The 18,406-nt window shown below is 72.6% G+C and carries 13 protein-coding genes and 1 pseudogene; 4 read left to right on the forward strand and 10 right to left on the reverse strand.

Annotation, left to right across the window (positions count from 1 at the left end; all coding sequences use genetic code 11):
* Positions 1–46: 46 nt before the first annotated feature.
* Positions 47–2,779: an ATP-binding protein gene (locus BLQ63_RS10300; protein ID WP_091033042.1), complete on the reverse strand. Its 2,733-nt coding sequence runs from the start codon at positions 2,777–2,779 to the stop codon at positions 47–49.
* Positions 2,780–2,845: 66 nt separating this feature from the next.
* Positions 2,846–3,448 carry an NADPH-dependent FMN reductase gene (locus BLQ63_RS10305; protein WP_091033046.1) on the reverse strand — a complete coding sequence of 201 codons (603 nt, stop codon included), beginning with the start codon at positions 3,446–3,448 and terminating at the stop codon, positions 2,846–2,848.
* 176 nt (positions 3,449–3,624) lie between these two features.
* Here BLQ63_RS10305 and BLQ63_RS10310 point away from each other — a divergent pair, with 176 nt between their 5' ends.
* Positions 3,625–5,010, forward strand: a complete 1,386-nt coding sequence (locus BLQ63_RS10310; protein WP_177154869.1) for an MFS transporter — start codon at positions 3,625–3,627, stop codon at positions 5,008–5,010.
* 292 nt (positions 5,011–5,302) lie between these two features.
* On the opposite strand, the gene BLQ63_RS10315 is transcribed toward BLQ63_RS10310, so the two are convergent.
* Positions 5,303–8,107 carry a helix-turn-helix transcriptional regulator gene (locus BLQ63_RS10315; RefSeq protein ID WP_177154870.1) on the reverse strand — a complete coding sequence of 935 codons (2,805 nt, stop codon included), beginning with the start codon at positions 8,105–8,107 and terminating at the stop codon, positions 5,303–5,305.
* 201 nt (positions 8,108–8,308) lie between these two features.
* Here BLQ63_RS10315 and BLQ63_RS10320 point away from each other — a divergent pair, with 201 nt between their 5' ends.
* Positions 8,309–8,917: a hypothetical protein gene (locus BLQ63_RS10320; RefSeq protein WP_143014840.1), complete on the forward strand. Its 609-nt coding sequence runs from the start codon at positions 8,309–8,311 to the stop codon at positions 8,915–8,917.
* 238 nt (positions 8,918–9,155) lie between these two features.
* Here BLQ63_RS10320 and BLQ63_RS10325 read toward each other — a convergent pair whose 3' ends face one another.
* The 5 genes from BLQ63_RS10325 to BLQ63_RS10345 form a co-directional block, all read right to left on the reverse strand.
* Positions 9,156–10,061, reverse strand: a complete 906-nt coding sequence (locus BLQ63_RS10325) for a hydroxymethylglutaryl-CoA lyase (protein ID WP_091033062.1) — start codon at positions 10,059–10,061, stop codon at positions 9,156–9,158.
* Positions 10,062–10,334: 273 nt separating this feature from the next.
* A complete protein-coding gene (locus tag BLQ63_RS10330; protein ID WP_091033066.1) occupies positions 10,335–10,925 on the reverse strand; it encodes a TetR/AcrR family transcriptional regulator in 591 nt (196 codons plus the stop codon).
* 196 nt (positions 10,926–11,121) lie between these two features.
* On the reverse strand, positions 11,122–11,970 hold the full coding sequence (locus BLQ63_RS10335) for a mechanosensitive ion channel family protein (protein WP_091033070.1): 849 nt from the start codon (positions 11,968–11,970) through the stop codon (positions 11,122–11,124).
* A 99-nt stretch (positions 11,971–12,069) separates the two neighbouring features.
* Positions 12,070–12,645 carry a dCTP deaminase gene (dcd, locus tag BLQ63_RS10340; RefSeq protein WP_091033075.1) on the reverse strand — a complete coding sequence of 192 codons (576 nt, stop codon included), beginning with the start codon at positions 12,643–12,645 and terminating at the stop codon, positions 12,070–12,072.
* A gap of 32 nt (positions 12,646–12,677) precedes the next feature.
* Positions 12,678–14,801: a hypothetical protein gene (locus BLQ63_RS10345; protein WP_091033078.1), complete on the reverse strand. Its 2,124-nt coding sequence runs from the start codon at positions 14,799–14,801 to the stop codon at positions 12,678–12,680.
* A 98-nt stretch (positions 14,802–14,899) separates the two neighbouring features.
* On the opposite strand from BLQ63_RS10345, the gene BLQ63_RS10350 reads away from it, so the two are divergent.
* Positions 14,900–15,595 (forward strand): glycosyltransferase family 2 protein, encoded by a 696-nt coding sequence (locus tag BLQ63_RS10350; RefSeq protein WP_091033083.1) that lies wholly within the window; start codon positions 14,900–14,902, stop codon positions 15,593–15,595.
* A gap of 145 nt (positions 15,596–15,740) precedes the next feature.
* Positions 15,741–16,922: an erythromycin esterase family protein gene (locus BLQ63_RS10355; protein ID WP_091033087.1), complete on the forward strand. Its 1,182-nt coding sequence runs from the start codon at positions 15,741–15,743 to the stop codon at positions 16,920–16,922.
* A gap of 72 nt (positions 16,923–16,994) precedes the next feature.
* Here the strand turns inward: BLQ63_RS10355 and BLQ63_RS29620 are convergent.
* Together BLQ63_RS29620 and BLQ63_RS10360 are read right to left on the reverse strand one after the other, a co-directional pair.
* Positions 16,995–17,114 (reverse strand): annotated as a pseudogene (locus tag BLQ63_RS29620) ((Fe-S)-binding protein); the annotation flags it as partial.
* Positions 17,115–17,470: 356 nt separating this feature from the next.
* A complete protein-coding gene (locus tag BLQ63_RS10360) occupies positions 17,471–18,235 on the reverse strand; it encodes a GntR family transcriptional regulator (protein ID WP_177154871.1) in 765 nt (254 codons plus the stop codon).
* Positions 18,236–18,406: the final 171 nt, after the last annotated feature.

Raw genomic sequence — 18,406 nt, forward strand, 5'->3', positions numbered from 1 at the left:
GCCGGTGGTCGAGTGCCCTCCCCGCCCGGCGTCCGTTCCCCGGGCGCTAGAGGCCGAGCTTGGCCAGGTCGGTCCGGGAGGCGACGCCGAGTTTCGGGTAGGCCTTGTACAGGTGGTATCCGGCGGTGCGGGGGCTCAGGTACAGCTGCTCGCCGATCTCGCGGTTGCTCAGGCCCGCCGCCGCGAGGCGGACGACTTGCAGCTCTTGGGGAGTGAGCTTGTCGGCCAGGGCCGGGGCGGCCTCGACGGGGCCCGCGTCGCCCGCGGCGCGCAGCTCCCGGCGCACCCGCTCGGTCCACGGTTCGGCGCCGAGTCGCTCGAACACCGCTGCGGCCGAACGCAGGCGGGTCTTCGCCTCGTTGACGCGCCGGGCCCGGCGCAGCCATTCGCCGAGCACGAGGTCGGTGCGGGCGGTCTCGAACGGGAAGCCGTCGTCCTCCTTGTGGAGTGCGGCGGCGCGCTCGAAGTGGGCCCCGGCGTCGGCGTCGGCGTCGGCGGCCAGGAGCCCCCTGGTGCGTTCGACCACGGCCGCCAGGTGCGTCTGGCCCGAGGCCTCGGCCCATTCGGTGTACCAGGCGAAGGCGCCCGCGACGCGGTCGGCCTCGCCCGTCCGCACGGCCGCCTCGACGGCCACGGGCACGAACACGAGGGCGTCGCCGGGGGCGCCGGAGTCGAGGTGGCCCATGAGCCGGTCGAGCGCTTCCTCGTTGCGTCCCAGTGAGAAGTCGAGGAGGGCCTGGGCGATGTCGATGGTGACGGCGGTGTCGGCGGGGGAGGCGGCACGGGCGGCCTCGACGAGGTCGCGCACGCGCTCCTCGTCGCCGCGCAGCGCCGCGATCGGGGCGAGGATGTAGGCGCGGGCCTTCACCAGGCCGATGGGCTGCCCCAGTTCGGCCGACAGGCCCATGGAGTCGGCGGCCATCGCCTCGGCGTCGCGCCACCGTCCCCTGTGGAACTCGGTCATGCCGTTGAGGGCCAGCGCGCGCGGCAGGGCCCCGGCCGCGCCGGTCTCGCGCGCGGCGCGCACCGTGGCGGAGGCGGTCCGCTCGGCGGCGGCGATGTCGCCGGTGAGCGTCTGCCACCAGGCGACCATCCCCCGGTTCTCCGGGCTCACGGCCGCCCCGAACGCGGCGTGGATGTCGGTGAGCCGGCGCAGGGCCTCGACCGCCTCGGTGATCGTGACGGCGCAGGAGCGGTTGAACCCGGCGGTGGCCTTGGCGAGGTCCCGCACCCACGGGGAGTGCTCGATCGCGAGGCGCTCGGCGTGCTCGGCGGCGACCTCCGCGCGGGAGAAGTCCCCTGCCTGCCAGGCGAGTTCGACGGCGCGGAACAGCGGGTAGCCGGCGGCTTCGGGCTGCGTGGCCGTGTAGTGGTCGGCCGCCTCCATGTAGAGGCGGTAGGCCTCGCGGACGTCGTTGTTCCAGGACGCGACCATCGCGGCGATGAGCGTCGCCCGGGCGTGCACGGACCGGTCGCCGGTGGACCGCCCGATCTCGGCGCACAGCGCCCACGCCTTGGGGCCGTTGCCGCCCGCCGCGGCGGCCTCGGCGGCGCGCAGGAGCCGGCGGGCGCGTTCGGGCCCTTCGGGAGTGAACGCGGCGGCGCGCTCGAACACCGCGTACTCGACGTTGTGCCCGCCGCACGAGGAGATGCACTCGGCGGAGGCCTCGAGTGCGGCGGCCACCTCCTCGTCCGGTCCGGTCGCGGCGGCGGCCAGGTGGAAGGGGCGGCGGTGGTCGTCGTGGTCCATGACGTCGGCGAGGACCCGGTGGGCCTCGATGCGGCGGAAGACCGGCGCGCCCTGGTAGGCGGCGGTGCGGATGAGCGGGTGGCCGAACGCGAAGTGCCCGGCCTGGTAGCGGACGAGGTCGTCGGCCTCGGCCGGGGCCAGGTCGGTCAGCCCGGCGCCGAGCTTCGCGGCGGCGTCGAGGACCAGGCCGGTGTCGGCGGTGTCGTCGGCGCTGATGAGCAGCAGCAGGGTGCGGGTCGGTTCGGGGAGGCGGTCGATGCGGTCGCCGAAGACCTGCTTGAGGCGGCTCGTGGTCGAGCGCGAGCCCGTCCAGTCGGCGGCCATGCGCGCGTCCGACTCGACCGGCGGCAGTTCCAGGAGCGCGAGCGGGTTGCCCTCGGCGGAGCGCAGGATCCGGCCGCGGGACGAGGGCGGCAGGGCGCCGAGGCGTCCGGCCAGCAGCGCTCCCGCGGACTCGTCGTCCAAGGGGCCCAAGCGCATCTCGTCGAGGCCGGGCGTGGGGAAGTCGGGCGCGTAGCCCTCCCGCACGGTCAGGAGCACCCCGACCGCCTCGGCCGTGAGGCGCTTGGCGAGGAACAGCAGCACGGCCGCCGAGTCGGGGTCGAGCCAGTGGGCGTCGTCCACGACGCACAGCACGGGCCGGTGCGAGGCGGCCTCGGCGAGCAGGCTCAGGGCCGCGAGGCCGACGGTGAACTGGAAGTTCGCGGGCGGGGCGGCCTTGTCGGGCGCGGCGGCGAGGCCGAGGATCCGCGAGAGGACGCACGCGTGGTGCTCGGGGATCGCCTCCAGGTGGCCCGACAGCGGCAGCAGGAGCGCCTGGAGTCCGGCGAAGGACCAGGCGTGCTCGGATTCGACCCCGGTGCAGCGCAGCACCGTGAAGTCCCCGGCCCTTTCGGCGGCGGCGGCCGCCAGGCTCGACTTGCCGATCCCGGCCTCGCCGCGCACCACGAGGGACCAGCCCCGCCCCGCCCGGGCGGCGGTGATGCGGTCGTCGAGGGCGGCGGTCTCGGTGTCGCGTCCGTACAGCACGCGTCCAACGGTACCGCCGCCCGTCCGTTTCGCCCGGTCCCCGGACCGGGTACTAGGACGAATGGACTAGAACGGGTTCGGCATCGGGGTCGCGGACCGCGCGTTCGCCAGCGCGCGCCCCCACCAGTGCAGCTCCTCGAGGAGGGTCTTGGCGGCGGGCTCGTTCTCCGCGAACTTCGTGAACTGGCCGCGCTCGTCGAAGTCCTGGTAGAAGCGGGGGAACGCGATGGTGTTGCGGATGGTCATGGTGCGCAGCTCGGGGAAGATCTGGCGCAGGTGCTGGGCGGCGTTCTGGCCTCCGGTGATCTTGCCGCCGTAGGTGATCATCGCGACGGGCTTGGCGGCCCACTCGTTCATGTAGTAGTCGATGGCGTGCTTGAGGGACGCGGGGATCGACATGTTGTACTCGCCGGCGACGACGACGAACGCGTCGGCGCGGTGGAGGCGCTCGGACAGGGCCGCGACGGGCGCGGACGGGTCGCTCTCGGTGGACCACATGTCGTGCTCGGTGAGGTGCTGGGGCAGGTCGGCGTCGAGCAGGTCGATGAGGTCGACGTCGAAGCCGCCGTGGCGGCGGGCGACGCCGGTGATCCATTCGGCGGGGGCGGGGGCCCAGCGGCCCTCGCGGGTCGAGCCGATGATGACGGCGAGGTTGAGTCTGTCGCTCATGGTGTTCCGATCCTTGGCCTGGTTGGTACGCCTTCGACGGTATGGGCGGTTCGACGGGCGGGACATCTGTCGGCCGACTGGGCGGCGACTGGACCGGCGGGTGACGGATGGCCGGTCGCCGGTGCCGGTCGGGTGACGGATGCGGGGTCGGTCGCCCTCTTCGTAGCGTGGCGTCCATGACTTCCACTGCTGCGGCCCCGGAGGCCGCCACCGCGCCGTCCTCCACCCGATGGGCGACGATCCTGGCCGTCGGCTTCGCCCAGCTGGTCGTCGCCGGGGGCATGTCGAGCCTCGCCGTGGGCCTGCCGCCGATCCGCACCGAGTTCGCCGTGTCGGAGGCGGCCACCGCGTGGGTGCTGCTCGCGTACGCCCTCCCGATGGGGGCGGTCGCGATCGCGGCGGGGCGGCTCGCCGACCGCGCCGACCTGCGGGCGGTGGCCGTGTTCTCGATGAGCGCGCTGATGATCGGCTCGGTGGCCGCCGCGCTCGCTCCGACGTTCCCGCTCCTGTTGGCCGCCAGGGCGGTCGGCGGTCTGCTCGGGGGGCTCCTGTTCGGCATGACCGGGCGGATCATCGTCACTTCGGCGGCGGCGCACCAGCGGGGCCGGGCGATGTCGGTGATCGCGCTGCTCATGACGATCGGGGGCATGGGCATGGTCGGCGCGGGCGGGTTGATCATCGCCGCGTTCGACTGGCGGGGCCTGTTCTGGGTGTTCACCGCGTTGTCGGCGGTGGCGGTGGCCGCGCTGGCGATGGCGGTGCCGAGCAACGGGACGGGGCTGCCGCGGCCGGACCGGCCGCTGCTGGTCGACATCGCGACGTCGGGCGGGGCGATCGCGGCGTTCCTGCTGGCGTTCGAGTACCTGGACTCGGCGCCGTGGGTCTCGCTGGGGGTGCTCGCGGTGAGCGCGGCGCTGGCGACGGTGTGGGTGCGGCAGCCGTCGTCGGGGCCGACGGTGGCGCTGCTGCGGTCGCCGGTGATGGCGGGGGCGCTCTTGTCGCTGACACTGCTGTCGGCGGTGACGGGTCTGCTGAACTTCAGCATCCCGTTCCTGATGACCGACGTGCACCGGGTGCGTCCGGAGCTGGTGTCGATGGTGATGCTGACGTTCATCGGCGGTGTCGGGGCGATGACGCCGCTGGCCGGGTGGCTGGCCGACAGGTTCGGGCCGGGGCGCGTCTCGCTGGGCGGGGCGGGCCTGGTCGTGGTGGCGATCGTGCCGCTGCTGTTCGTGGACGGGGAGACGGGCCTGGTGGACCTGGGTTCGCGGATCGCGTTGCTGGGCTTGGCGTTCGGGATCTTCAACACGCCCATGAACACGCATCTGCTCGCGTCGGCTCCCGCGGAGCAGTCGGGGACGGCGGGCGCGTTCATGGCGACGACGCGGACGGTCGGGACGTCGCTGGGCCCGGTGGTGGCGGCGCTCATGTGGGGTTTGGGGGCGACGGCCCTGGACGGCTACCGCATGTCGGCCTGGGCGATCGCGGGGATCCTGGTGCTGGGGGCCGCGCTCCAGCTGACGACGAAACCGTGGCGCACGCCGGTGCCGGCCGCGGCCTGAGACGAGCGGCGGGCGGAGGCGCCGGCGGGCGCCCCCGCTCCGTTCTCTGCGACTTCGCCAGGTCGGATTCGCGCGGTTCGGCCTCGCACCGTTCGGTTTCGCGCAGTTCGGTTTCGCGCTGTTCGGCGGGGGTTTCGCGGGCAGCGCGGAGCGGGCTTTTCGAGCGGATCTCCCGACTTATTCGCGGGCCCCCGGTTCAACGACCGTGCCACACGGGTACGACAAGTCGTCGAACGGCGCACGGGTCCCGCGCGTTTCGGCGCAGGACCCGTGCAGTGCTCGTGTTCGGGGTCTAGAGGTCGAGCTTCGCCAGTTCGGTGCGGGAGGAGACGCCGAGTTTCGGGTAGGCGTTGTAGAGGTGGTAGCCGACGGTGCGGGGGCTGACGAAGAGCTGCTCGCCGATCTGGCGGTTCGTCAACCCGTCCGCGGCCAGGCGCACGACCTGGAGCTCCTGCGGGGTGAGCAGTTCGGCGAGGTCGGGTTTGGACTCGATGGCGGTCGAGTCGCCCGCGGCGCGCAGTTCGCCTTGGGCCCGTTGGGTCCACGGGACGGCGCCGAGCCGTTCGAACACCTCGGTGGCCTCGCGCAGGTGCGCTCGCGCCTCGTTGATGCGGCGCACGCGGCGCAGCCATTCGCCGTAGACCAGTTCGGTGCGGGCGCGTTCGAACGGGTCGATGTCGTCGGCGCGGTGCAGTTCGACGGCGCGCGCGAAATGCGTCCCCGCCTCGGCCTCGGTCGCCATGAGCGCCCGGCACCGCTCGACGAGGGCCTCCCAGTAGGAGCGGCCCGTCGCGTCGGCCCAGTCGGCGAACCAGTCGAAGGCCTCCTTGACCTCCGCGAGCCGCCCGGACCGGAACGCGGCCTCCACCAGGGTGGGCACCTGCGTGAGCACCTCCATGGGGGTGACCCCTTCGGCGATGCGCAGCAGCCGGTCGAACGCGGCCTCGTAGCGCCCGAGCCCCAGCTCCAGCAGGCCCAGGGCGGTGTCCGCGGGGATCACCGAGTCCTCGGGGGCGTCCTCGATCGCGGCGGCCACGAGTTCGCGGCAGCGCCGCTCCTCGCCGCGGATGGCCGCGATCGGCAGCAGCACCCAGATGCGGCCCTGCATGAGCGCCCGGCGGTCGTTCTGCTCGTGCGCCAGCTCGATCGCGCTGGAGGCCGACGCCTGCGCGTCCGCGTACCGCCCGTAGTGGAACTGCGTCTGGGCCTGCACCAGGAGCGCCTGCACGAGCGGGCTCAGCGCCCCGCGCTCGCGGCAGGCCCGCACCTGCTCGGCCGCCGCCTGGTACGCCGCCGGCACGTCGCCCGCGAGGAACCGCCAGCGCGCGGCCAGGACCTGGTCGAACGCCTGGAAGTCCTCGTGGAGCGGCTGGTAGTAGTCGTAGAGGGAGCGCAGCGCGTCGACCGCCTCCCCGGCGGTGTCGTCGGGCTGGCGGTTGAGCCCGGCGGCGGCGCGGGCGAGCCGGCGCACCCACGCGTTGTTGGAGCCGCCGTACTTGGAGGCCAGGCCCGAGGCGTACTTGACCTTCGCGAAATCGCCGGTCTCCCAGGCGTTCCACACGCCCCGCAGCAGCGGGTAGCCGGTGTTCTCGTGCCCGGTCGCGGCGTAGTGCTCGGCCGATTCCATCCACACGTCGAAGCCCTTGGAGTGACCGGCCCAGGAGAGGATCGTGGCCCGGATGAGGGCCGCGCGGGCGAGGAGCACGTGGTCGTCGGTGAGGCGCTCGGCGGCCTCGGCGAGTTCGATCGCCTTGCCGGTCATCCCTGCGGCGTAAGCGCATTGGGCGGCCTCGACGAGGCGGCGGCCCCGGCGGCAGGGGTCGGGGGTGAAGCTCGCGGCGCGTTCGAGGGCGGCCATCTCGGCGACGCAGCCGCCGCGTTCGGCCTCATAGGACGCGATGGATTCGAGTGCGGCGGCGGCCTTCTCGTCGAATCCGGTGGTGGCGGCGGCGAGGTGGCGCGCGGCGCGGATGTCGTCGTCGCCGAACGCCTCGGAGAGCGCCCGGTGGGCCTCGATCCGCCTCGCCCGCGGCGCCGAATGGTAGGCGGTGGAACGGATCAGCGGGTGGACGAACTCGATGCGCCCCCGGTGGTACCGCAGCAGATCGTCCACTTCGGCCGGTTCGAGGTCGGTGAGGCTGGCGCCGAGGAACTGCGCGGCCTCGGCGATGACGGCGGTCTCGCCGGTCTCCTCGGCGGCCGCGAGCAGCATGATCGTGCGGGTCGACTCGGGGAGGGCGATGATCCGCTCGGTGAACGCCTGCTTGATGCGCGAGGTCGTGGAGTAGCGGCTGTTCGAGGTGTCGGCGCCCAGCAGCGACTCGTCGTTGTCGGCGGCCGGGAGCTCCAAGAGCGCCAGGGGGTTCCCCTCGGCCATGCGCAGGATCCAGTCGCGGCCGGTGAACGGGATCTGGTCGGCGCGCATGTCGATGATCGCCTGGGACGCGGGCAGGTCGAGCGGCCCGAGGGTGAGCTCGGGGATGCCGGGGGCCGGGAAGTCGGGGGCGAAGCCGTCGCGCACGACCAGGACCATCGTGATCGACTCGGTCGACAGTCGCCGGGCGGCGAACAGGAGCGCGTTGGTCGAGTCGCGGTCGAGCCAGTGGGCGTCGTCGATGACCACGTACACCGGCTGCTTCGCGGACGCGTCGACCAGGAGGTTCAGGAGCGCGAGGCCGACCTGCAGCGAGTGGGCGCCGCCGGTGCCGTCGCCCATGCCCAGGGCGGTGCGCAGCGCGTCGGCCTGCGCGGCGGGGAGGCGGTCGATGTGGTCGAGCAGCGGGTGGAGCAGCATCTGCAGGCCCGCATAGGACCAGGTGTGCTCCGCCTCGACGCCGAGGGTGCGCAGGACGGTGAAGCCCTCGGCGCGGGGGATGACGGCGTCGACGATCGCGGACTTGCCGATGCCCGGCTCGCCCCGGACGACGAGCGCGCCGCCGTGGCCGAGGCGGGCGCCGTCCATAAGCGCCTGGATCGCGTCGAGTTCGACGTCGCGTCCGACCAGCGCGGTGCGCGGCGTCGCGGGGTCCCAGTCGGGAGCGTCGTCCCGGGTCTGGCGCGCGGCGGACTGCGCGGCGGGGCCGGATCTGAACTGCACGGCGTCTCCATCCTCAGGACGACCGGGGACGCCGCAAGCGTATCCGCGCCCCGGCCCCGGTCGCATCTGTCATTCGACTGGGGTCGACCGGGGCCGCCGCCACCTGGTCGAACGCCCGGGCCTACCGGGTTCGCGCACCAGTCGCCGGGACCGGTCGTTCGACCGGGGCGCCCGGACGCGAACCGCCCTAGCGTCGTTCCCATGACCGCTACGACTGAGACCCGCATGGACCGCCGCAGGGCCCGCGACACCGCGCCGCCGCGCTGGGCGCCGGCCCTGTGGGGCGCGTACGCCCAGGCCGTGGCCTTCGCGGCCGCCGCGGTGACCGCGTTCCTGTCATCCGACGTCGCCGCCGGCTTCGACGCGGAGGCGGCGACGCGGTGGTGGCCCCTGGCGGCGTTCGCGGTCGGTTTCGTCGCCGCCTCGAACGCGGTGCGGCACACCGGCGGGCTTGCCGGTGCGCGGCGGAACGGTTCGATCGCCTTGGCGGTCATGGTGTTCGCCGCCCTGGCGCTGGCGCTCGCCCCGTTCTTCGCATTCGCGGTGGGCGCGGCCGGAGTGCTGGGCGCGGCCGCGGGCCTGACCGTGATGATCGCGGGGCGGGTCGTGGCGGCGGCCGAGATCGGGGACGGTTCGGCCTCGGTGACGCTGTCGGCGGCGGCCCTGCTGGGCGGCATCGCGGCGGGCGTGGGGGCGCTGTTCGCGCTGCCGCTGTACGGATGGCGCGGCGTGTTCGGGCTCGTGGTCGTCCTCGCCGCCCTCGCCGCGTGGCAGTTCGCCGCGTATGTCCCATCGGAGCGTGAGCGTTAGCGAACCGTGACGTGAGCTTCGACAGAAGTACGTGTGGTCTTTGAGGTTCGAATGCAACGATGAGTCGTCCGGGTATTCGGAGGTTTTACCCGGCACGCGGGCACCGGCCGTCCTGTGGCGGTGTCCGAACGAGGGCCCTGGGGAGGTTCGAGACCCCGGGGCCCTCGCCATGCCCCCGCTCGACGGCCGCTTGCGGGCCGCTCGGCCTGAAGGGGGCTTCAGGCCGCTTCAGGTCCGCTTAAGGTTTCGGTGACAGACTCGTCCTGGGTCCGGCGCGCAGCACGCCGGATTCGAGGGGTCGGCTCACGATCTCCTGCGCGAGTCCGGCGGTGCGGATGAGCGCGTCGAGGTCGATGCCCGTGGCGACGCCCATGTCGTGGAGCATGTGCACGACCTCCTCGGTGGCGACGTTCCCGGTGGCGCCCGGCGCGAACGGGCACCCGCCGATGCCGCCGACGCTCGCGTCGAACTCGGTGACGCCGCGGTCGAGCGCGGTGAGCAGGTTCGCGAGCGCGGTGCCGCGGGTGTCGTGGAAGTGCATGAGCATCGGCAGGCCGGTGCCGACGGCGTCGAGCAGGTCGGTCACGCGGCGGGGCGTGCCCATCCCGGTGGTGTCGCCGAAGGCGACCCGCCCGGCCCCGGCGGCCTCGGCCGCCTCGACGATGCGCGCGACCTGCGCGGGGTCGATGTCGCCTTCGAAGGGGCAGCCGAAACTGGTGGCGATGATGACCTCGACCGAGGCCAGGTGCTCGCGGGCCAGCGCGCAGATGTCGGGCAGTTCGGCGAGGGACTCGGCGACGGAGCGGCCGACGTTGGCGCGGTTGTGGGTCTCGGAGGCCGAGACGACCACTTCGACGGCGGTGAATCCCGCGGCGAGGGCGCGCTCGACGCCTTTGCGGTTGGGCGCCAAGGCGGAGTAGCGGATGCCGGAGTGCTTCTCGACGGCCGCCCAGACTTCGGCGGCGTCGGCCATCTGCGGCACGGCCTTGGGGCTCACGAAGCTGACGGCCTCGATGCGCGACAGGCCGGTGCGCGAGAGGGCGTCGATGAGCCGGATCTTGTCGGCGGTGGGGACGGGCGGTTCGTTCTGGAGTCCGTCGCGGGGGGCGACCTCGCGCAGTGAGACCCGGTCGGGCTGGTGCATGGTCGCCTCCTGGGGCCGCCGTCGGCCGTCGCCTACGAGCCCATGCTAACCCGAAGTCCCGCATCGCGGGACGGGCGAGTCGCGGAGCGTCTACGCGAATCGGACATCCGGAGCGCCCCCGACTCAACGGTCCCTCGGGGGTCCGACGATGCGCGAGGGGATCGGCGCGAGGGGATCGGGAGTGTCTCGGCGGATCCCGGCAAATCGGGCGCCGACGACGCGGCCGCCGCCGCTCGGGCAGGCGGGAATCAACGGCCCGGCGGCCTCGGCGTCCTAGCCCGGGTCGAGGGCCCGCAGGGCCGCCGCTCGCAGGAGCGCGGCGGTCTCGTCGGCGCTGACCTCTTGGCCCAGCGACAGGTACGGCGTCGAGTTCATCAGACCGAACGCCCCGTGCGCGAGCACCCTCGCCTGCTCCGGCTTCAGGCCCGGCCGCAGCCGGCACAGCACCCCGACCCACTCCTCGACGTACACGCGCTGCAGCTTGCGCACCTCCCGCCGCGGCTCCTCGGGGAGCCGGTCGAGCTCGTGCAGGTGCAGGATGACGATCTCGGGCGAGTCGATGACGACCTCCAGGTGGAAGTCGACGAGGGCCTCCAGCGCCGCCTGCGGCTCGTCCGAGTGCAGCGACGCCCAGTGCCGCCCGCCCGACAGGAGCCGCTCCGAGACGGGGATGAGCGCGTCGGCGAGCATCTGCTCCTTGCCGCCCTTGAAATGGTGGTACAGCGCCGGCCCGGTGATGGAGGCGGCCGCGCCGATGTCGTCCATCGACACCCCGTGGTAACCGTGCTTGGCGAGCAGTTTCACGGCGACGTCGAGGATCTCGCGGCGGCGTTTGGAGCCGCCCCGCCCATCGGCTGCATTCATTTCCACCCCGATGAGGTTACTCGGGCGTAGTCGCCGGAGGAGGGAGCAAAAGCCCACTTTCGCCGGCGCACGCCCCCCGGAAACGCACCGGCCGCACCCCGATCCCGGGATGCGGCCGACTGTCGAGCAGCGCCCTGGTGCGAGCGTTGCGGTACCCGCCGCGGGAGGCCAGACACATCGCCTCCCGAGGCGTTCGCTACTGGTCGGGGCCGCGCATGCGGCGCTCGGCCTCGCCCATCGCACCGGTCGCCGGAGCGGCCGGAGGCGCCGGGGCCTCCCCCATCGTGCCCGGCGCGGGAGCCTGCGTGTCCGCGGCCGCCCCGTAACGCTCCGAGCTGTAGGTCTGCGACATCGACCGGGCGGTCGGGTCCTCGGAGGTGTTGGCGTCCTTCATCTTGGCCGCCTCGTCCTCGGCGCTGGAGAGCATCCGCTCCCAGCGCTGGCGCATCGGCCCGATGAGGCCGCCGCCGACGCCGACGATGGTCACGCCCGCGACGATCGACAGGACGGTCCACATGATCGGCGTCGTCACGGTGGTGGCGATGCCGACCTGGCCGAACGCGGCGACCGCGCCGAAGAAGATGATCGCGACCTGGCTGATGCGCGCGACGGTCTTGCCGTAGCTGGTGTCCGAGAGCATCCCCTCGACCAGTGCGTACACGGCGTTGGCGATCGCGAAGGCGACCACGACGATCACGAGTGCGACGAACAGCAGCGGCAGCCAGCCCACGAGCTGGTTGAGCAGGGTCGACACGGGGTTGTTCCCGAACGCCCCGAACGCGAGCTGGAGCGTGAACAGCAGCAGCGCGAAGTACACGAGCTTGCCGAGCAGGTCGCTCAGTTCGAATTTGCCGGTGAAGCGCCGCAGGCCCGACCGCTCGCCGAGCCTGTCGAGGCCGACGCGGTTGAGCAGCTTGCCGACGAGCCTGCCGATCAGTTTGCTGACGAACCAGCCGACGACGAGAATCGCGAGGAACGCCAGCGCACGCGGCAGGAACGCGACGACGCTGTCCATCATGTTCTGGAAGCTCTGCGAGATGTCCATTACCGCAGGGTAGGCCCGATAGCACCGTTGTTCAGGCGTTTCGGGCCAGAAACCGATGACACCGGTGTAAGCACGAGCGCGCCGTGCGGCGCGGGCGGCCTACGTCGGCCAAGTGCGCCAATGCATCCAGGACTTCGAGGGGGTGGGGCCGCGCTGGTCCTGGTAGCGGGAGAAATGCGCCCCGGCGCCGTAGGGGCGCTCGGCGGGGCTGGTGAGCCCGAACAGGCACAGCTGGCCGATCTTCATGCCCGGCCACAGCGTGATGGGCAGGTTCGCGACGTTCGAGAGCTCCAGGGTCACATGTCCCGAGAAGCCCGGGTCGATGAATCCGGCCGTGGAGTGGGTGAGCAGGCCCAGGCGCCCGAGGCTGGACTTGCCCTCGAGTCGCGCGGCCAGGTCGGCCGGGAGCGTGATGACCTCGAGGGTGGAGGCGAGGACGAACTCGCCGGGGTGGAGCACGAACGGCTCGTCGTCGGCGACCTCGACCGCGGAGGTCAGGTCGTCCTGCTGCTTGGACGGGTCGATGTGGGTGTACTTCTGGTTGTTGAAGACCCGGAAGCGGCGGTCGAGGCGCACATCGATGCTGGAGGGCTGCACGAGCTCGTCGTCGAACGGCTGAATGCCGAGGCGGTCGTTCTTGACGGCATCCAGGATGTCGCGATCGCTAAGCAGCATGCGCCCAGGCTAGTTGAAGCCCGACTCCCAGCTCACGGGCCCCCGGGAGGGACGGCGTAGGCCACGGTGCCGAGGTCGTGGAAGTCCCAGCCCTCCGGTGTCAACCGCTCACACTGGTCGATGTCCTCGGCGCAGACGATCGCGTCGACGTCCTCGGGGTCGGGCGGCTCGAGGCCGGGCACGACCGAGTCGAGGGCGACCAGTTCGGTGCCGTCGGGCAGGAGGATCCACCACGGGTACTCCCAGGAGTCGTTGCCCTGGACGATGCCGACCGTGTCGGGGTCGGTCGCGGCGACCGCGGCGGCGGCCTGCTCGTACTGCGGGAGCCATTCCTGGCGGCGCACGAAGCGCTCTTCGAGGTCGGTGAGGCTGAAGACCGAGAACGTTCCGGCGAGGCGCCGCGGGTAGCCGTAGGCGACGGTGAGGAGCCCGGCGAGGGACGCGGCGACGGCGACTGCGGTGATGAGCGCGCACGCGGCGCGGCGGCGCCTGCGGTCGGCGACCGTGGTGGCGATGCCCTTGACGAGTCCGGCCGCGAGGAGTCCGGCGGCGGGGGCGCCGAGGACGATCAGGAACACGACGAGGCGGTTGACCCACGGCTGCCACGAGACGGTGCAGACGAACCCGAGAAATGCGACGGCGAGGGCCGCGGCGTACCAGCGGCGCAGGCGCGGGCCCTTGGCGGCGAACCAGATCAGGCCCGCGAGGGTGGCGAGGCCGGTCAGCGGGTAGGCGGCGCGGTCCTCGTCGGGGTACCAGGCGGGGACGGGGAACTCGGTGGTGCCGAAGGTGATCCGGGGGTCGTTGACGTCGACGCCCATGAGGCCCGCGAGGCCGCCGATGGCGGCGGCGACGCCGTCGGAGAGGAACGGGATCGGCGTGTCGAGGCCGGTCTGGGCGATGCGCAGCGCGTTGACCAGCAGCAGGCGCGGGTCGGCGGTGTGGACGCCGATGGACTCGCGCAGGACCGGCGGGCCGAGCGGGTGCCCGAACGCCTCGTGCATGCGCAGCAGGAAGGGCCCCACCAGGATGAGGCCGATCGCGACGATCGCGAGCGAGGCGGCCACCGTCGCGGCCCGCGAGGCGAGGGCGCGGGAGGCGTCGGGGCGCGAGCAGCGGCCGGGGCTGCGCCCGCACAGGCACGGGCGGCGGCGGTGCCCGTCGCGCACGAGCCGTCCGACGCCCCAGATGAGCAGGAGCGGGCCGGCCGCGAGCAGGCCGGTGGTCTTGGTGACGGCGATGAGGCCGAGCGCGAGCCCGAGGTAGAGCGCGTCCGCGTGCGGGGCCGCGGCGCGCAGCAGCGGGCCGGAGCCCGCGCCTTCCCCTGGGCGGGTGAATTCGTCGAGCACGATCGTGGCGAGGCACGCGACCCATGCGGCGGCGACGAGGTCGACCTGGGTGCTGGAGGCCTGGAGGAGTACCTCGGGGGTGGTCGCGATGACGAAGACGGTCGCCAGCTGCGCGACGGGACCGCCGCCCAGCTGCGCGGCGATCCGGGACGCGGCCAGGATCGCGCCGACGCCCGCGAGGTACTGGAGCAGGTTGTAGGCGCCGTCGCCGCCGGAGAGCAGCCGCAGGTGGGTGAGGAGGTATTCGGAGCCGGGGCCGAGGTCGGCCTGGCGGTGGATCTCGGTGGGAAAGACGGCGACCGAGGCGTTCTGCACCCAGTGCTCGATGCGCGGCAGGTGGTAGGTCTGGGAGTCGAAGTTGTTGGGGGAGGAGCCGATCGCGAGCACCGCGACGGCGATCGCGAGGATCGCGATGACGCACGCGAGGCCCCACTGCCACGCGGGGGCGGCCGCGGCGGCGGACTTGGTGCGCCGCCACGTGCGCCGGGTGGCGCCGCGCCGGCTGCGCAGTTCCTCCCGGATCGCGTCGAGTGACTGCCCGCCCGAGGGTGCGACATCTCGGACACAGCGGACGAGAACGGCCGCAACGATCGCGACAGAAGCCGCAATCCAGGCAATGAGGACAGTGGTCGCGGTGAGCGCGGTGAAGGCCGAGGCGGCTTCGACGACCGCGACGGCGAAGGCGCCCAGGACGAGCGCCGCGCGCAGGACCGCCAGGCGCGCGGGCGCGAGCACCGCCCCGTCGCGGGGGCGGACGGCGTAGGCCAGGGCGGGAAGCAGCACGAGGAGCCACAGGACGAGCAGCACCGCTCCATTCAACACGACCGTCCCGGCCGGTGCCGCTCTGGCGGTAGCGCGTTATGGTTGTGCAATCGTGTTCGGACGCGCGGGGATGGAGCAGCGAGATGCTGTTGTCGATACTCGTTCCGGTATTCAATGAGGAACGCCTCGCCGCCGGAACCCTCAAGGAACTGCTCGCGGTGGACTTCCCCTGCGAGACGGAGGTCGTCGCCGTCGACGACGGCTCCCGGGACCGCTCCTGGGAAGTTCTCCAATCCTTTGAGGACAATGAGCGGGTGCGGCTGATCCGCCACGACCGCAACAAGGGCAAGGGCGCGGCGATCCGCACCGCGGCGAAGGCCGCCCACGGCGACTACGTCGTGGTCTTCGACGCCGACGGCGAGTACGACGCCGCCGACCTGCCCCGCCTGCTCCTGCCGGTCCTGGAGGGCAAGGCCGAGGTGGTCTACGGGTCGCGCTCGTTCGGCTCGCACTCGGCGTACTCGTTCTGGTACGTCATGGGCAACAAGGGCATCACCCTCGCGGCGAACATCCTGTTCAACTCGTACATCTCCGACCTGGAGACCTGCTACAAGCTGCTGCCGCGCCAGATGTACCTCGACATGAACATCCGCTCGGGCGGCTTCGGCATGGAGGCCGAGCTGACGGCGAAGCTCCTCAAGAAGGGCGTCAGGCCCTACGAGGTGCCGATCTCCTACACCGCGCGCAGCCGCGAAGAGGGCAAGAAGATCACCTGGACCGACGGCGTCCAGGCCCTGTGGCTCCTCGGCCGCGAGCGCATGCGCCGCTCCAAGCGCTGACCGACACTCCTTCCCCGGCTTCCGCGCGCCTGGCCGTACCGCAACGCGACCGGTCGACCGACAGATGTCGCTACCGTCGCCCCGTTCGTAGCCTCGGCGAGGACAGGCCGCCGGAGCCCCGGCGGCCCCTCACCGAGGAGGCGCCATGAACGACCAAGTGCGGCAATGGATCGGGGCCAACGCCCATCCCCTGCACGACCTCAGCGCCCTGCCCGGCATCGTCGGCGACGCCGCGATCGTCGGCATCGGCGAGACCACCCGCGCGGCGCACGAGATCGACCGCCACCGGCTGCGCGTCTTCCAGGTCCTGGTCGAGGAGCTCGGATTCCGGGCCCTCGCCGTCCACGACGGCGAGATCATCGGCGAGCGCATGGACGACTACGTGCGCGGCTCCGGCGAGGACCCCGAGACGATCCTCGGCGCGGCCTGGCCGCCGTGGCGCACCCGCGAGACCGTCGAGGGCCTCGATTGGATCCGCTCCTACAACCGCGAGCACCCCGCGGACCCGGTGCGCGTCTTCGGGATCGACCCGGCCGGTGCCCAGGCGTTCCACTACGACGCCGTCACCGACTACGTCCGCCGCACCGCGCCCGAGCGCCTCGACGCGCTCAAGGCGCACCTCGCTCCCCCGCGCAGCGCGCACCGGATCGACGAGCACGTGCAGCGCTTCCGCGGCATCCACCCCGGCCGGCCCTTCGCCGACTCCGCCCGCGACGCCTACGACCTCGTCGCGTCCCTGCCCGAGGACGCCGAGCGCGAGCACATCCTGCGCTATGCCCGGATCCTGGTCGACCACCACGCGAACTCGATCGCCGCGGGACTGGACTTCGGCGCCTACATGGCGGACGCCGCCGCCGCGATCCTGCGGTTCCACCGCGCCACCGGCGCCAAGACCGTGCTCTGGGACGGCGTCGCGATCACCGCGAACGCCCGACGGGCGAGGGTCGCGATCAACCCCGGCAAGGCGTTCGCGAGCGTCGGCGGGCACCTGCGCGAGGCGCTCGGCGCCGGATACCTCTCGATGATGATCGGGTTCGGGGAGGGGGAGATCCACGAGGGCGTCCGGGTCCCCGCCCCGCCCGCCGACTACGTCGAGGCCCGGCTCGCGCGCGACGAGGCCTACTACCTCGACCTGCGTTCGGCGGCACCGGAAGCGGTGGCGCGGTGGCTGCACGGCTCCCGCAAGGTCAGGGTGATCCCCGGCGTCTACGATCCGGCCGAGGACGAGAAGCACCACGTGGTCGCCGACGACTTCGCCGCCTGGTTCGACGCGGTCGCCTACCTGCCGCGCATCGGCCCGACGACGCTGCTCGAGCCCGCCGCATAGCCGGGCGGGACGCCCCTCAGGGCCGCCCGGTCGGGCCTTGAACGCCTGCGCGCGTTCAGGATTCGAGGATCAACACGTCCAGGCGGCGGGGAAGCCGACTTCGCAGCCGAGGCGTTCGAGGAATCGGACGACCGCTCTGGGCGTCTCGGGGTAGAGGGCGTCGCAGGTGATGAGCAGTCCTACGCGCGGCACGGTGCGGTCACCTCGGTTCCGGCGGTCGGACGGTGGTCCGGGCGGAGGCCCGGGGTGCGGCGCTTGCCGCGTCCCGGAACGGCCCCTCGGACCGGTCCCGGGAGTTCGGGGCCGGGAATTCGGGGCCGGGCTGCGGTCCGGGTCGCGCTTCGGACCGAATCCGCTCGGCGCGGCGATGCCGACACGGTCCCGGGTGTCCGGGGCGAGGGGCGGTTCCGACCGCGTTTCGGAACGCCGCCGCTCAGAGCGGCCGGTCCGGTCCCGGACGCCCGGGACCGGAATGCGGTCCGGGTCGCCGATGCCCCTTGCGGCACTAATGGTTCAGTTCGCGGCGCAGGGTCCGATGCATTCAGTCGTCATCGTACGGCCTTGGCGCGCTTGGGTTTCGCCGCGGTCTCGCCGTTCACCGCGCTGAAGGCGGCGGCGTGCCGGGTCCGGGAGCGTTCGAGGTGGCGGCGCATCGCCTCCTCGGCGGCGCGCGGTTGCCGGACGACAATGGCCTCCGCGACCGCCAGATGCTCGGCTTCGGTCTCCTCGATCGACTCGGGCTTGATGTAGGCGCGGTGGAGGTGCAGGTGGGCGTCGAGGCGGCGGATCGCCTTCTCGATCTGGACGCTGCCGCTCAAGGCGGCGACCTCGTTGTGGAAGCGCCGGTCGGCCTCGGTGAACAGCAGCTTGTCGGCGTCCGGCGGCGGCGTGAGGGCCGCGGCCAGCAGGTCGTCGGTCTCGAGCGGCCCGGCCGCACCGGTGCCGCTCGCCGGCGTGCTTCGGGCGCCGGCCCTGCCTCGGACATCTCCGCCGGTCGCGCGCTCGGCGGCGCGGCGGGCTGCCAAAGGTTCGAGCATCATCCGGAGATCGAAGAGGTCGGCGAACTCGGCGGTCGACAGCAGCGGCGCGACGGTGTAGCCGCTCAGCGGACGGCGGGCCAGCAGCCCCTCGGACTCCAAGCGCGCCAATGCCTCCCTGATCGGCGTCTGCGAGAACGCGAGCTGTTTGGCCAGGCCGTCGATGCTCAGCTTCGCTCCGGGGGCGAGCTCGGAACGCATGATGCGGGACTTCAGATCGGTGTAGGCGTCGTCCGCGAGGGTGCGCTTTTCGGGACCGGTCGAAGTCACTGACATGCGGAAGATCCTATAGGATAGTGTCGCGACAGCCCGGCAGTACGCCGAGAGAACGTTGAATCGCCCCATATGTTCGCATTGGAGTTTGCCGTGGACGCCACGCGACCAGGCCCGGATCAGCGACCGCGAGACGGTCTGTCTCGGGCATCGCGGACTCGTCCGCGTCGACCC

This window comes from Glycomyces harbinensis (assembly GCF_900101745.1).
Taxonomy (GTDB): Bacteria; Actinomycetota; Actinomycetes; order Mycobacteriales; family Micromonosporaceae; genus Glycomyces; species Glycomyces harbinensis.